12 protein-coding genes are annotated in these 12,948 nt (G+C 64.4%); 10 read left to right on the top strand and 2 right to left on the bottom strand.

The annotated features are described in order from the left end of the window. The first annotated feature begins 92 nt into the window (after window positions 1-92). The 10 genes from CXX84_RS02965 (at window position 93) to CXX84_RS02920 (ending at window position 10,690) form a co-directional block, all read left to right on the top strand. Window positions 93-1,448, top strand: coding sequence for a helix-turn-helix domain-containing protein (locus CXX84_RS02965; RefSeq protein ID WP_102975200.1), 1,356 nt, complete (start codon window positions 93-95; stop codon window positions 1,446-1,448). A gap of 173 nt (window positions 1,449-1,621) precedes the next feature. Beyond that, a complete protein-coding gene (locus CXX84_RS02960) occupies window positions 1,622-3,145 on the top strand; it encodes an aldehyde dehydrogenase family protein (protein ID WP_102975199.1) in 1,524 nt (507 codons plus the stop codon). Between the two features lie 36 nt (window positions 3,146-3,181). Then, a complete protein-coding gene (adhP, locus tag CXX84_RS02955) occupies window positions 3,182-4,204 on the top strand; it encodes an alcohol dehydrogenase AdhP (RefSeq protein WP_189337462.1) in 1,023 nt (340 codons plus the stop codon). Further along, a complete protein-coding gene (locus CXX84_RS02950; RefSeq protein WP_102975197.1) occupies window positions 4,204-4,611 on the top strand; it encodes a DUF779 domain-containing protein in 408 nt (135 codons plus the stop codon). The genes adhP and CXX84_RS02950 overlap by 1 nt, the downstream gene beginning before the upstream one ends. 175 nt (window positions 4,612-4,786) lie before the next feature. Continuing rightward, a complete protein-coding gene (locus tag CXX84_RS02945) occupies window positions 4,787-6,334 on the top strand; it encodes an amino acid permease (protein WP_102975196.1) in 1,548 nt (515 codons plus the stop codon). Window positions 6,335-6,422: 88 nt separating this feature from the next. Next, entirely contained in the window at window positions 6,423-7,019 is a 597-nt protein-coding gene (locus CXX84_RS02940) for a TetR/AcrR family transcriptional regulator (protein WP_102975195.1), read from the top strand. A 222-nt stretch (window positions 7,020-7,241) separates the two neighbouring features. Then, window positions 7,242-8,228 carry an ABC transporter substrate-binding protein gene (locus CXX84_RS02935; protein ID WP_102975194.1) on the top strand — a complete coding sequence of 329 codons (987 nt, stop codon included), beginning with the start codon at window positions 7,242-7,244 and terminating at the stop codon, window positions 8,226-8,228. Next, on the top strand, window positions 8,225-9,067 hold the full coding sequence (locus tag CXX84_RS02930) for an ABC transporter permease (protein ID WP_102975193.1): 843 nt from the start codon (window positions 8,225-8,227) through the stop codon (window positions 9,065-9,067). Before CXX84_RS02935 ends, CXX84_RS02930 begins: the two co-directional genes overlap by 4 nt. After that, window positions 9,064-9,837: an ABC transporter permease gene (locus CXX84_RS02925; protein ID WP_102975192.1), complete on the top strand. Its 774-nt coding sequence runs from the start codon at window positions 9,064-9,066 to the stop codon at window positions 9,835-9,837. Before CXX84_RS02930 ends, CXX84_RS02925 begins: the two co-directional genes overlap by 4 nt. Further along, window positions 9,827-10,690, top strand: coding sequence for an ABC transporter ATP-binding protein (locus tag CXX84_RS02920; RefSeq protein ID WP_102975191.1), 864 nt, complete (start codon window positions 9,827-9,829; stop codon window positions 10,688-10,690). The genes CXX84_RS02925 and CXX84_RS02920 overlap by 11 nt, the downstream gene beginning before the upstream one ends. Here the strand turns inward: CXX84_RS02920 and CXX84_RS02915 are convergent. Next, a complete protein-coding gene (locus CXX84_RS02915) occupies window positions 10,668-11,303 on the bottom strand; it encodes a DUF2461 domain-containing protein (protein ID WP_102975190.1) in 636 nt (211 codons plus the stop codon). The genes CXX84_RS02920 and CXX84_RS02915 overlap by 23 nt on opposite strands. A gap of 145 nt (window positions 11,304-11,448) precedes the next feature. Next, a complete protein-coding gene (locus CXX84_RS02910) occupies window positions 11,449-12,945 on the bottom strand; it encodes a catalase (RefSeq protein ID WP_102975189.1) in 1,497 nt (498 codons plus the stop codon). Between the last annotated feature and the right edge of the window lie 3 nt (window positions 12,946-12,948).

The raw sequence follows: 12,948 nt of genomic DNA, 5'->3' as shown, positions 1-12,948 counted from the left end.
GGAGCGGGGCCGCGCTACAATGGCGTCCACCCCATGGCCGGCAGTGAGCGGCCACGCCACCTTGCAGACGGATTGCAGCAACCAGGAGTTCGATGACGAACCTGACCCCGCCCGGCGCCGGCGCGTCGCTGCAGCTCCGCGCGCTGGCTGCGCATGAGCAGCTCGACGGCGGCATGTTTGCCGGTGCGCCGGAGCTGCCCGGCCTGCGGGCGCTGATCCGCGAATCCTGGCAGCGGTCGGCGGGCTTTAAGGCGAACCCGGACAACCCGGCGGCGCCGCTCGTTATGGACCAGGACGAACTGGACGACTATCGCCGGCAGCACCCCTTGGCCGCCATCATGCCGGTGATCAACAAACTCCTGGTACAGCCCAGCCACGACAGCGGCCTGCTGGTGGCGGTGGGCGACGAAGTGGGCAGGCTGCTGTGGGTTGATGGGGACCCCGCGCTGCAGCGCCGGGCCGAGGGCATGATGTTCGTCCCCGGTGCCGACTGGTCCGAAGCGACAGTTGGCACCAGCGCTCCCGGCACTGCCCTTGCCCTGGGCCGCGGAATCCAAATTTCCGGTGCCGAGCACTATCAGCGGACGGTACACCCGTGGAGCTGCACCGCGGTGCCCTTCCATGATCCCGATTCCGGCGCCGTCCTTGGCGTTGTGGACATCACCGGTACGGCCACGGCGGTGGCGCCCCACACGTTGTCCCTCGTCGAGGCCACCGTGGCCGCCGCGCAGGCGCAGCTGCGCGTGGAGCGGCTCCAGTTGGCGGCCACGCTGGCCGGCGGGCCCGCACGACGACGGAGCCCGGGCAGTGCTTCCCGGTCGCCGGGGGCGGGGGCGAAGGAAGGCAGCCTGTACCGCAACAGCCTCCAGCTGCTGGGCCGCGACCAGGCAGTGCTCAGCATCGAAGGCAAAACCGCGGTGCTGTCCGCCCGGCACAGCGAAATCCTCGCTCTGCTCAGCGCGCACCCGGACGGACTGAGCGCCGAGGAACTCAGCGTCCTCCTGTACCCGGGCGACGGCTCCAGCATGACCCTCCGCGCCGAAATGGTCAGGCTGCGCAAGGTCCTGCAGCAGCTTAATCCGGCCGCCGTACCGGAGTCCCGGCCGTACAAGCTCACCATGGACCTTGTTCCGGACAGCGGCCAGGTCCTGAACTGCCTTCAGCGCGGCGCACACAGGATCGCGCTGGAAATTTACCGCGGTGCCCTGCTGCCCAAGTCCGAGGCGCCCGGCATCGTCGACCTTCGGGACAGGGTCTCGTCCCTGATGCGGGAGGCTCTCCTTACCGACGGCAGCGCCGAGACCCTGCTCAAGTATGCGGAATTGCCGGAGGCGAGGGACGACGTCGCGGTCCGGCGTGCCGCCCTGAAACTGCTGCCTGCCCGCTCGCCCAAGCGTGCCGCCGTCGTCGCCGACCTTGAGCGGTTGGAAGCCGAACTGCACGCCTGAGTTGTATTTGGGGTTGCGAGGGGGGCCCACGCCTGCAGGGTTCCCTGGCCGAGCTTGCGAGGTTAGGGGGCAGGTGGGGCGCAACCTGGTTGCAACCTTCCCGCTCCTACGCTGAGTGCAACGGCGGACGCCATGACCCGGCCCCCGCCTCATGCACAGCAAAGGAGCCTGCAATGACTGTTTACGCCCAGCCCGGTACCGAGGGTTCGAAGGTCACTTTCAAGGACCGTTACGAGAACTGGATCGGCGGCGAGTGGGTGGCCCCCGTCAAGGGCCAGTACTTCGAAAACGTGACCCCCGTCACGGGCAAGGCCTTCTGTGAGGTGGCCCGCGGGACGGCGGAGGACATTGAGCTGGCGCTCGACGCCGCACATAAGGTTGCGCCGTCCTGGGGCAAGACCTCCGTCGCCGAGCGTGCAGCGATCCTGAACAAGATCGCTGACCGGATCGACGAGAACCTGGAAATGCTGGCCGTCGCCGAGTCCTGGGACAACGGCAAGCCCATCCGGGAAACCCTCAACGCCGACATGCCCCTGGCGGCGGACCATTTCCGCTACTTCGCTTCCGCCGTCCGCGCCCAGGAAGGCCGGCTCTCCCAGCTCGACGACGACACCACCGCCTACCACTACCACGAGCCGCTCGGCGTCGTCGGCCAGATCATCCCTTGGAACTTCCCCATCCTGATGGCGGTCTGGAAGCTCGCTCCCGCACTCGCCGCCGGCAACGCCGTGGTGCTCAAGCCCGCCGAGCAGACGCCGTCGTCCATCCTGGTCCTGATGGAGCTCATCGGCGACCTGCTGCCCGCCGGCGTCCTGAACGTGGTCAACGGCTTCGGCGTCGAAGCCGGAAAGCCGCTCGCGTCCAGCCCCCGGATCCGCAAGATCGCATTCACGGGCGAGACCACCACCGGCCGGCTGATCAGCCAGTACGCCAGCCAGAACCTCATCCCCGTCACCCTTGAGCTCGGCGGCAAGAGCCCCAACATCTTCTTCAACGACGTTGCCCAGGAGGACGACGCCTTCTACGACAAGGCACAGGAAGGCTTCGCGCTGTTCGCCTTCAACCAGGGCGAGGTCTGCACCTGCCCGTCCCGCGCCCTGGTCCAGGAGGACATCTACGAGTCCTTCATGGCTGACGCCGTGGCCAGGGTTGAGAAGATGGTGCAGGGCAACCCGCTGGACACCGAGACCCAGGTGGGCGCGCAGGCGTCCAACGACCAGCTCGAGAAGATCCTCTCCTACATCGACATCGGAAAGCAGGAAGGCGCCAAGGTCCTGACCGGCGGCGCCCGCGCCGAACTGCCCGGCGACCTGGCCGGTGGTTTCTACGTCCAGCCCACGGTCTTTGAGGGCCACAACAAGATGCGGATCTTCCAGGAGGAAATCTTCGGCCCGGTGGTGGCCGTGACGAAGTTCAGCGACTACAACGATGCCATGGGCCTTGCCAACGACACCCTGTACGGCCTCGGTGCAGGCGTCTGGTCACGCAACGGCAACATCGCCTACCGGGCGGGCCGGGAAATCCAGGCCGGCCGGGTCTGGGTCAACAACTACCACGCCTACCCGGCAGGCGCCGCGTTCGGCGGCTACAAGTCCTCAGGCATCGGGCGTGAGAACCACGCCATGATGCTGGACCACTACCAGCAGACCAAGAACCTGCTGGTCAGCTACAACGAAAACAAGCTCGGCTTTTTCTAAGCCGTTCATCCACCCACTCACGCAAGGATTTCGCCAATGACGACGAGAATGCAAGCAGCAGTAGTTACCGAATTCGGCAAGGATCTCCAGGTCCAGGACCTTGAGATCCCCACGCCTGGCCCCGGCCAGGCCCTGGTCAAGGTCCTGACCACCGGAGTCTGCCACACCGACCTCCACGCAGCAGAAGGTGACTGGCCCGTCAAGCCCTCACCGCCCTTCATTCCCGGCCACGAGGGCGTGGGGGAAGTGGTGGCCCTCGGTGAGGGCGTCACCGACCTGGCCGTCGGTGACCTGGTGGGCAACGCCTGGCTCTGGTCTGCCTGCGGCGACTGCCAGTACTGCCGCACCGGCTGGGAGACACTGTGCGAAGTGCAGAAGAACGCCGGCTACAGCGTGGACGGCTCGTTCGGCGAGTACATGCTGGTGGACTCACGGTTCGCAGCCCGCATACCGGCAGGGTCCGACCCCGTCGAGGTGGCCCCGGTGCTCTGCGCCGGCGTCACCGTCTACAAGGGCCTGAAGATGACGGAGGCCAAGCCCGGCCAGTGGGTCACCATCTCCGGCATCGGCGGCCTGGGGCACATCGCCGTGCAGTATGCGGTAGCGATGGGCCTGCGTGTTGCAGCTGTTGATATCGCCGATGACAAGCTGGCCCTGGCCAGGGCGCACGGTGCCGAACTGACGGTCAATGCCCTGCACGAGGACCCGGTGGAGGTCATCCAGCGTGAAACCGGAGGCTGCCACGGCGTCCTGGTCACGGCTGTGCATCCTTCGGCCTTCGGTCAGGCGATTGGCATGGCGCGCCGGGGCGGGACGATCGTGTTCAACGGCCTGCCGCCGGGCGACTTCCCCGCGCCGATCTTTGAGATTGTGCTAAAGGGCCTGACAGTCCGCGGCTCCATCGTGGGCACCCGGCAGGACATGGAGGAAGCCCTCGACTTCTATGCCCAGGGCAAGATCCACCCCACCGTGTCGGTGCGCGAGCTCGGCGACATCAACGCGGTCCTGGACGAGATGAAGCACGCCAAGATCGACGGCCGCGTGGTCCTGAGGTTCTGATGCGACTGGACAGGCTGGACGCCGCAGTGACGCTGCCCGGGGAAGAATTCTCCCGGGTGGCGCTCACCCCGGCGGCCGTGCAACTGCTGCAGAAGCTGTGGCTCCAGCACGGGCCGCTGATGTTTCACCAGTCCGGCGGCTGCTGCGATGGATCCTCACCCATGTGCTATCCGGCGGGCGACTTCATCACCGCTGACGCCGACATCCTGCTTGGCCTGTTTGACCTCTCCGAGAATATCGAGCCCCAGGTGCTGGAGTTTTGGATGTCCCGGGAACAGTTCAATTACTGGAGCCATACCCACCTCACCGTGGACGTGGTGCCCGGCCGGGGGAGCGGCTTTTCGGTCGAAGCACCGGAGGGCAAGCGGTTCCTGATCCGGTCCACCCTGATGGATTGGCCGGTTTAGGGAATTCGGTACAGCAGCACGTGGGGTCCTCCATCTGGAGGGCCCCACGCGCGTTTTGCGGAATAAAGTTTGGCCTTCGGCCGTCTCACCATTCGGAACAATTCGGACCGTCCAGTGGATGGACCGTAGCGTTGACAGGTCTGTTTCCATCCGAAACCAGGATTGTGATTCCCCTATGAACCTTCTCCGGACCAAATCCATCGAGCAGTCGATCGCCGACGCCGATGAGCCCGGACGCAAGCTAAAGCGCTCGCTCAGCACCTGGGACCTGATGATCATGGGTGTCGCCGTGGCTGTCGGCGCCGGTATCTTCTCAGTTGGCGCCAAGGCAGCCGCCAACTTCTCAGGCCCGGCCGTGACCCTGTCCTTCGCCGTTGCCGCGGTCACCTGCGCGCTGGCCATCATGTGTTACGCCGAGTTTGCCACCGCCATCCCCGTGGCCGGCTCCGCCTACGTCTTCACCTACGCCACCATGGGCGAACTCCTCGCCTGGATCATCGGCTGGAACCTGATCCTGGAACTTTTCACGGCGGCAGCCGTGATCGCCAAGTACTGGGGCATCTACCTCAGCAAGGTGTTTGCCCTCATGGGTGCTGACATCCCGCCGGCGGTCTCCCTGGGCGGGGTCGACCTCTACTGGGGTGCCTTCCTGATCGTCGCCGTCTTCACGGTGCTGCTGGTCCTTGGCACGAAGCTGTCCGCCCGCGTGGGCAACATCTTCACCCTGATCAAGATCGGAGTCGTCCTTTTTGTCATCGTGGTGGGCTTCACTTATGTGAAGTTCGAAAACTACGCCCCGTTCATTCCCGCCGCTGAGCCCACCGGCGGCACCGGCGCCGCCGACGTCCTGAAGCAGTCGTTCTTCGGCTTCCTCACCGGAGCCGCGCCGGCGCAGTACGGCACCCTTGGCATCTTCGCCGGTGCTGCCCTCGTGTTCTTTGCGTTCATTGGCTTCGACGTGGTGGCCACCTCCGCAGAGGAAGTGAAGAACCCGCAGAAGACCCTGCCGCGCGGCATCTTCGGCGGCCTTGCCCTGGTGACCCTGCTCTACATCCTCGTCTCCCTGGCCCTGACCGGCATGGTGTCCTACACCCGGCTGGCTGAGGCTGAGAACCCCACCCTCACCACGGCCTTCGAAGCTGTGGGTGATACCTCGGCTGCAAAGATCATTGCCTTCGGCTCACTGGTAGGCCTCACCACCGTGATCATGGTGCTCCTCATGGGCCTGTCCCGCGTGGTGCTCGCCATGAGCCGTGACGGACTCCTGCCCCGAGCGCTGTCCAGGACCAGCGAGAAGCGTTCGACGCCGGTGCGCCTCCAGATCATCTGCGGCGCCGCCGTCGCACTGGTGGCAGGCCTGACCAACGTGGACCTGCTCGAGGAAATGATCAATATCGGAACGCTGTCCGCGTTCGTGGTGGTGAGCCTCGGCATCCTGGTGCTCCGCAGGAAGCGCCCCGACCTGAAACCCGCCTTCCGGGTCCCGTTCGGCAAGGTCCTGCCGATCGTTTCCGCGCTGCTGTGCCTCTATCTGATGACCAACCTGGCAGTGGAGACGTGGATCTTCTTTGCGATCTGGCTGGCTGTCGGACTGGCAATCTACTTTGCCTACGGACAGCGCCACTCCCGCCTTAACGAGCGGTTCGCGGATGCCAGTACGGCGGTCAACGGACCGGCCGGCCACACAGTGCGCGATGACGAGGACGAGTTCACCCGCGCCTGACGCCACCATAGAATGCCCGCCCGGGTCTTCCCGGGCGGGCATTCTTGTGTCCGTCTCCTGCAGCAGGCTGCCTCGTAGGATTGGATTCATGGCACGCCCTACACGACCCGAACGAAAAGCCGAGCTGCTGGGCGCCATCCTCGACTACCTGATGGACAAGACTCTGGCCGAACTCACTTTCCGCAGCCTGGCTGATGGCCTGGGAATGAGCGCCTACGTGCTGGTGTACCACTTCGGGAGCCGGGACCAGCTGATCAATGACATCGTCGTGTCGATTGAGTCGCGGCTGGACCAAATGCGCAACACCGACGTCCGGGACATCGACCGCGCCGCATGGCGGGAGTTCCTGTTGGACTCCTGGCAGTGGACCATGGCCCAAAGGAACCGGCACCTTACCCGGCTCGAATTTGAAGCGACGGCGCAGGACATTGTTGCCGCCGAGCCGAGGGGAACCTCGCAGGACCACTTCCGAATGCTCCACCACAAGACCCGCGACTGGCTGATGGTCCAGGGCATTTCGGAGGAATTCGCCGATACTGATGCACGGCTCTTCACCTCCACCTTCTACGGGCTCCAGTTCGACTTTGTGGTGATGAATGAGCCCGAGGCTGCCACGAAAGCGTTCGAGCTGATGCTGACGGTGTTCTTCAACAACCTCGAGACCCGGCTGGCGGCAAACGGCTAGCCGGCCTGAGCTGGTAACAGCACGGCACGTTCGGGCCCTTGCCCCGGAGGCGGTCCGCCCGTCCCTTACGCCGTCGTCTCAGAGCTGTAACAATGAGCCGTACATGGGTGTGCTTGACCGCCGTACCATGGTTGAATCAAATTGGTCGAACTTTTGTTCGAATGACGAACACTAAGGCTTGGGGACGCAGGCGTCCCCGGTCATGGGCACGAAGGAGTGAACATGAAACGTCATCTTATTTCCCTTCTCACGGCGGCCTCGGTCCTCGGGCTGGCGGCCTGCGGAAGCGGTTCGCCCAGTTCCACGGGTGGCGACACTGCCCCCGCCACCGGCGGCGGCGGAGAGGGGATGACCCGGGTCAGTGTGGGCGTCATCCCCATCGTGGACTGTGCGCCCATCTATCTGGGGGACAAACAGGGCTTCTTCAAGGATGAAGGCCTCGAACTCGACATCCAGACGGCCACCGGCGGCGCGGCAATCGTTCCCGGCGTGGTCAGTGGCAGTTTCGATTTCGCTTTCTCCAACCTGATCTCGGTCATGGTCGCCAAGGACAAGGGGCTTGACTTGAAGTTCGTGGCCAATGGCGCCTCCACCACCGGCGAAGAGGGCAAGGACATCGGCGGGGTGGTGGTCCCGGCCGGGTCTGAGATCCAGTCGGCGAAGGACCTTGCCGGGAAGACTGTCTCGGTTAACAACCTCTCCAATATCGGCGACACAACCATCAAGTCCGTTATCGAAAAGGACGGCGGCGATCCCAGCGGCGTGAAGTTCGTTGAAGTTGCCTTCCCGGACGCCCCGGCGGCTTTGGCCAATAAGCAGGTGGATGCCGCATGGATCCTGGAGCCATTCCTGTCCAAGGCCGTGGATGAGGGCGGAACGGTGATTTCCTCGAACTTCGTGGAGATGAGTCCGGAGCTGGATATCGCCGGCTACTTCACCAAGGGTGACACCATCAGCGGCAAAGCGGAGCTGACGGACAAGTTCACCCGCGCCATGAACAAGTCGCTCGAATACGCCCAGGAGCACCCGGACGAAGTCCGTGAAATCGTGGGCACGTACACCAAGATCGATGAGCCAACCCGCGCCAAAATGATCCTCCCGCGCTACCGGGTTGAATTCAATGAGGACGCGTTCAAGACCCTTGGTGACGCCGCAGCCAAGTACGGCACGCTGACCAAAGCTCCGAGTGCTGACGACCTCCTGCCGTGAGTTCAGCAACCCTGGCCACCGGCGGGGCCGCTCCTCGTGCCGAGCGGCCCCGCCGGAAGGCCGGCAAGGGGGCAGCCAATCAATTGCTCGGGGTGCTGGGGATCATTGGATTCCTGGCAACCTGGGAACTCATTCCCCGGCTGGGCCTAATCGATGAACGGTTCCTCCCGCCGGCGAGTGAAGTCATTGCCGCACTGGTTGTGGACTTCGGGCTGACTGCTTTCTGGATTGCGGTGGCGGAGACCATGAAGGCGTGGTTCCTCGGCCTTCTGATGGCTGTTGCGGCCGCCGTCCTGCTCGGCTTCATCATCGGTTCCAGCGACTTCCTGCGGAAGGCCACGAACTCCACGGTCGAGTTCCTGCGTCCGATTCCGTCGGTGGCACTCATTCCGCTGGCCGTGCTGCTCTTCGGCGTGAAGATCGAGTCATCCCTGCTGCTGATCGTGTACGCATCCTTCTGGCAGGTCCTCATCCAGGTCCTGTACGGGGTGGCCGACGTGGACATGCTCGCCAACAACACGGCGAAATCGTACGGACTCGGCACCATGGCCCGCATCCGGTACGTCGTATTTCCCACCGCCCTGCCCTACCTGATGACCGGGGTCAGGCTCGCCGCCGCTGTGGCCCTGGTGCTGGCCATCACCGCGGAACTCGTGATCGGATCCCCTGGCTTGGGCAGGGAAATCGCGCTTGCCCAGTCCGGGGGCGCCATCTCCGGCATGTACGCGCTGGTGCTGGCCACCGGCCTGATCGGTGTCCTGATCAACATGCTGATGCGCCGGATCGAAAAGCGGATTCTGGGCTGGCATTCATCCATCCGCTCGGAAGTGATTGTATGAAGCACTTACGGAATGCCGGCTACATACTGGGCCTGCCTGTGCTGCTGGTTCTGGTGTGGTGGTCCTCCACCCTGGGTGCCGTGAACTTCTTTGTCCCCAAGCCTGCCGACCTCGTGGAGACCTTCGGTGAGGTCTGGTTTGGCGACCGCTTCTTTTCGGATGTCCTGCCCAGCCTGGCACGGCTGGTGGTGGGCGTTTCAGTGGCCATCCTCATCGGCGTTGTGGGCGGAATCCTGATCGGATCCATCCGATGGCTGCGGGCGCTCCTGGAACCGACGCTGGAGTTTTTTCGGGCCATTCCGCCACCGGTGCTGGTGCCGGTGCTGATGCTGCTTATGGGCATCACCGACTCCATGAAGGTCATGGTCATCATCTCGGGCTGCGTATGGCCGGTGCTGCTGAACACCATCGAAGGTGTCCGGGCAGTGGATCCGGTCCTCTCGGACTCCGCCCACACCTACGGGATCAGCGGGCGGGCGCGCATCAGGTATCTGGTGCTGCCATCGGCAAGCCCGCAGATCATGGCCGGCGTCCGCCAGTCCCTGTCCCTCGGGCTAATCCTCATGGTGATCTCCGAAATGTTTGCCTCGTCCTCCGGGCTGGGCTTCACGATCGTCCAGTTCCAGCGGTCCTTCGCCATTCCTGAGATGTGGTCCGGCATCGTGGTCCTTGGCCTCCTGGGTGTGGCCATGTCCTTCATCTTCCAGTGGGCCGAACGGAACATCCTGCGCTGGTACCACGGCCAGAAAGAGGTAGAAAATGCAGCCTGATCCGATTCAGGGGAACACCGAGGCCACACTTTCCGTCCGCGGGCTGAAAAAGGTCTACCAGACCGACGGCGGCGACGTGGAGGCGGTCCGGAACCTCACCTTCGATTTGCGTTCGGGGGAGCTGGCCTGCCTGGTAGGCCCCTCCGGGTCCGGTAAGACCACGCTGCTCAAGTGCATCTCAGGGCTCATGGCGCCTACCGAAGGCGAGGTGCTGCTGGACGGCAAACCCGTCACCGGTCCGCCCAAGAAAATGGCGGTGGTATTCCAGGAGTACGGGCGCTCGCTGTTCCCCTGGATGCGGGTCCGCGACAACGTGGAGCTGCCGCTGAAGAACCAAGGTGTCCCCAAGGCTGAACGCGACCGGCTGGTGGACGGCGCCCTCGAAGCCGTTGGCCTCTCCAACGTGCCCCGGTCCTATCCATGGCAGCTCTCCGGCGGGATGCAGCAGCGCGTGGCGATAGCGCGGGCCATTGCGTACCAGCCCGAGGTCCTGCTGATGGACGAGCCTTTTGCCGCGGTGGATGCCCAGACGAGGGCTGACCTGGAGGACCTGATCCGGGTCGTCTGGAAAAAGCTCGGCGTGACAATACTCTTCGTAACCCACGACATTGACGAATCCGTGTACCTAGGCGAGCGGGTCATCATCCTGTCAAGCTCTCCGACGGTGATCCAGGAGGATATCCGGATCGACCTCCCGGAGGACCGCGACCAGCTGAACACGCGTTCCCTGCCGCGCTTCACCGAGCTGCGGCATCACGTCTATGAGCAGATCCAGCTGGCAAAGAAGGGGCACCGGCCGGCTGCGGCCTCATCGGGGGAGGAAACACAGCTCAAGGGGCAGCATGCCGGCTGACCCAGTCCACTAACGGACGCAGGTCCTCCCACAGCCCGGCGATGTCCTGGACAGCGGCGGGGGTGGACAGCCAGTCCGGCCGGCCCAGGGTGATGCTGGCGGAAAGGGACTTGTGCTTGAGGAGTTCGGCCCGTGGATGCTCGCGCGCGTACCCCCGAGGCACAGTCTTCAGCTTCTCTCCCTCCACGGCAAAGCCGGCCGCGGCAACAGCCTCCACGATCTGGCGGAGTGCCTCACCTGTGCCGGAGGCGTCCACCGAGTTGCGGTATCGGGCCAGCTGCGCAGGGGTGTGGGAGTGGTAGCCTCCGCCCACCAGCAGGCCATCGGCACTGATCTGCAGATAGTAGCCCACGCCCTCCTGGACGGCCGCTACCGCACCTTGGGCTGTCTTGTACGGAGACTTGTCCTCGGAGAACCTGATGTCCCTGTTGGGACGGAAGAGCTTGCCGGGCCCGAACCTTGGCTCCAGCTCTGCGAGCAGGGACGCGAGCGGTGCCTTGACCAGAGACTGGTACCTGTCCCGGTGCTCCTGCCACCACTCCCGGTTGTTGTTGTCCTGGAGCTCCTCATAGAACTCAAAAGCGCCCGCCGTGATGCCCTGGAAAGTAGTCATGCTGCGATCCTAGGGACGCCCTCCAGCGGAGGACAGGGCACGGACCCGCTATGTGCAAACCATCCCTATGTGGAAAAGCGACCACCCCGCCACGGAATCCGTGACGGGGTGGTCGCCAAGCCCTGAAGGCCAGCAGCGGGCTGGATCAGCCGATCTTGTTGGCAGCCTCTGCGTCGGAGGCCGGGGCCGACGCAACAGCTACGGCGCCGAGGTTCGCGCGGAGCTTCGCGCCGAGTTCGGCGTCAACGTTGGTCCAGTACTGGATGGCGCGCTCCTTGATGCCGGGGCTCTTGACGCCGCCCACGGCACCCGTGATGGTCTCGAGGAAGCGGGCCTTGGCGGCTTCGTCGTAAACCTCGCGGTAGAGCGTCCCGGCCTGGATGAAGTCGCTGTCCTCGGCATGGAGGGAATGCGCGGCAAGGGTCAGCCCGCCGTCGTTCTCCCAGCCGCCGGCCGGGTTCTGCGGCTCAACCGCAGCCGGGCCGCCCACCGAGTTGGGGGCGTACACCGGCACGGAGGGCGCGTTGAAGTGGTAACGCCCGGCGCCGTCCTGGCTGTAGTTGTTGACCTGGTTCTTGGGCTGGTTCACCGGGATCTGCGCGTGGTTGGTGCCTACACGGTAGCGGTGTGCGTCCGCGTAGGAGAAGATGCGGGCCTGCAGCATCTTGTCCGGGGAAGCGGCAATGCCCGGCACGAAGTTCGACGGCGCAAAGGTGGCCTGTTCGATCTGCGCGAAGTAGTTCTCCGGGTTCCGGTTCAGCTCCATGGTGCCCACCTTGATCAGCGGGTAGTCGCTGTGCGGCCACACCTTGGTCAGGTCGAACGGGTTGAAGCGGTAGGTCTTTGCGTCCTCGTACGGCATAACCTGCACGTGCAGGTCCCAGGACGGGAAGTTGCCCGCTTCGATGTTCTCTGACAGGTCGCGGATGTAGAAGTCCGCATCCGAGCCTGCAAGCTGCTCGGCCTGTTCGCCGCTCATGGAGTTGACGCCCTGGTTGGACTTGAAGTGGTACTTCACCCAGAAGCGCTCGCCCTCGGCATTGATCCACTGGTAGGTGTGCGAGCCGTAGCCCTGCATTTCACGCCAGGAGGCGGGCAGGCCGCGGTCGCCCATCAGCCAGGTGACCTGGTGCGCGGATTCGGGGGACAGGGTCCAGAAGTCCCACTGCATGTCGGCATCACGCAGGTGGGTGCCCGGGAGGCGCTTCTGCGAGTGAATGAAGTCCGGGAACTTGATGCCGTCCCGGATGAAGAAGACGGGGGTGTTGTTGCCGACGAGGTCGTAGTTGCCCTCGGAGGTGTAGAACTTCACGGCAAAGCCGCGGGGATCGCGCCAGGTGTCCGGAGAGCCGCTTTCGCCGGCCACAGAGGAGAAGCGGATCAGCATCTCGGTTTCGACGCCGGGCTGGAGGAAGGCTGCCTTGGTGTACCTGGACACGTCTTCGGTGGTCTTGAACGTACCGAACGCGCCGCCGCCCTTGGCGTGCACTACGCGCTCCGGCACCCGCTCGCGGTTGAACTGGGCGAGCTTTTCCACCAGGTAGTGGTCAGTCAGGATGATGGCACCGTCGGCACCGACGGACTGTGAGTGCGCGTCGGACGTAACGGGGGCACCTGACTGGGTTGTTGAAATGGCAGTCATTGT

Source organism: Arthrobacter sp. AFG7.2 (genome assembly GCF_002892835.1).
In the GTDB taxonomy this organism is placed as follows: Bacteria; Actinomycetota; Actinomycetes; order Actinomycetales; family Micrococcaceae; genus Arthrobacter.
This window is presented reverse-complemented; position numbering and strand designations above follow the sequence as displayed.

Bases quoted from the DNA above. Each gene is read 5' to 3' on its own strand.
- CXX84_RS02965 (WP_102975200.1), top strand. From the start codon at position 93: ATGACGAACCTGACCCCGCCCGGCGCCGGCGCGTCGCTGCAGCTCCGC.
- CXX84_RS02960 (WP_102975199.1), top strand. From the start codon at position 1,622: ATGACTGTTTACGCCCAGCCCGGTACCGAGGGTTCGAAGGTCACTTTC.
- adhP (WP_189337462.1), top strand. From the start codon at position 3,182: ATGACGACGAGAATGCAAGCAGCAGTAGTTACCGAATTCGGCAAGGAT.
- CXX84_RS02950 (WP_102975197.1), top strand. From the start codon at position 4,204: ATGCGACTGGACAGGCTGGACGCCGCAGTGACGCTGCCCGGGGAAGAA.
- CXX84_RS02945 (WP_102975196.1), top strand. From the start codon at position 4,787: ATGAACCTTCTCCGGACCAAATCCATCGAGCAGTCGATCGCCGACGCC.
- CXX84_RS02940 (WP_102975195.1), top strand. From the start codon at position 6,423: ATGGCACGCCCTACACGACCCGAACGAAAAGCCGAGCTGCTGGGCGCC.
- CXX84_RS02935 (WP_102975194.1), top strand. From the start codon at position 7,242: ATGAAACGTCATCTTATTTCCCTTCTCACGGCGGCCTCGGTCCTCGGG.
- CXX84_RS02925 (WP_102975192.1), top strand. From the start codon at position 9,064: ATGAAGCACTTACGGAATGCCGGCTACATACTGGGCCTGCCTGTGCTG.
- CXX84_RS02920 (WP_102975191.1), top strand. From the start codon at position 9,827: ATGCAGCCTGATCCGATTCAGGGGAACACCGAGGCCACACTTTCCGTC.
- CXX84_RS02915 (WP_102975190.1), bottom strand. From the start codon at position 11,303: ATGACTACTTTCCAGGGCATCACGGCGGGCGCTTTTGAGTTCTATGAG.
- CXX84_RS02910 (WP_102975189.1), bottom strand. From the start codon at position 12,945: ATGACTGCCATTTCAACAACCCAGTCAGGTGCCCCCGTTACGTCCGAC.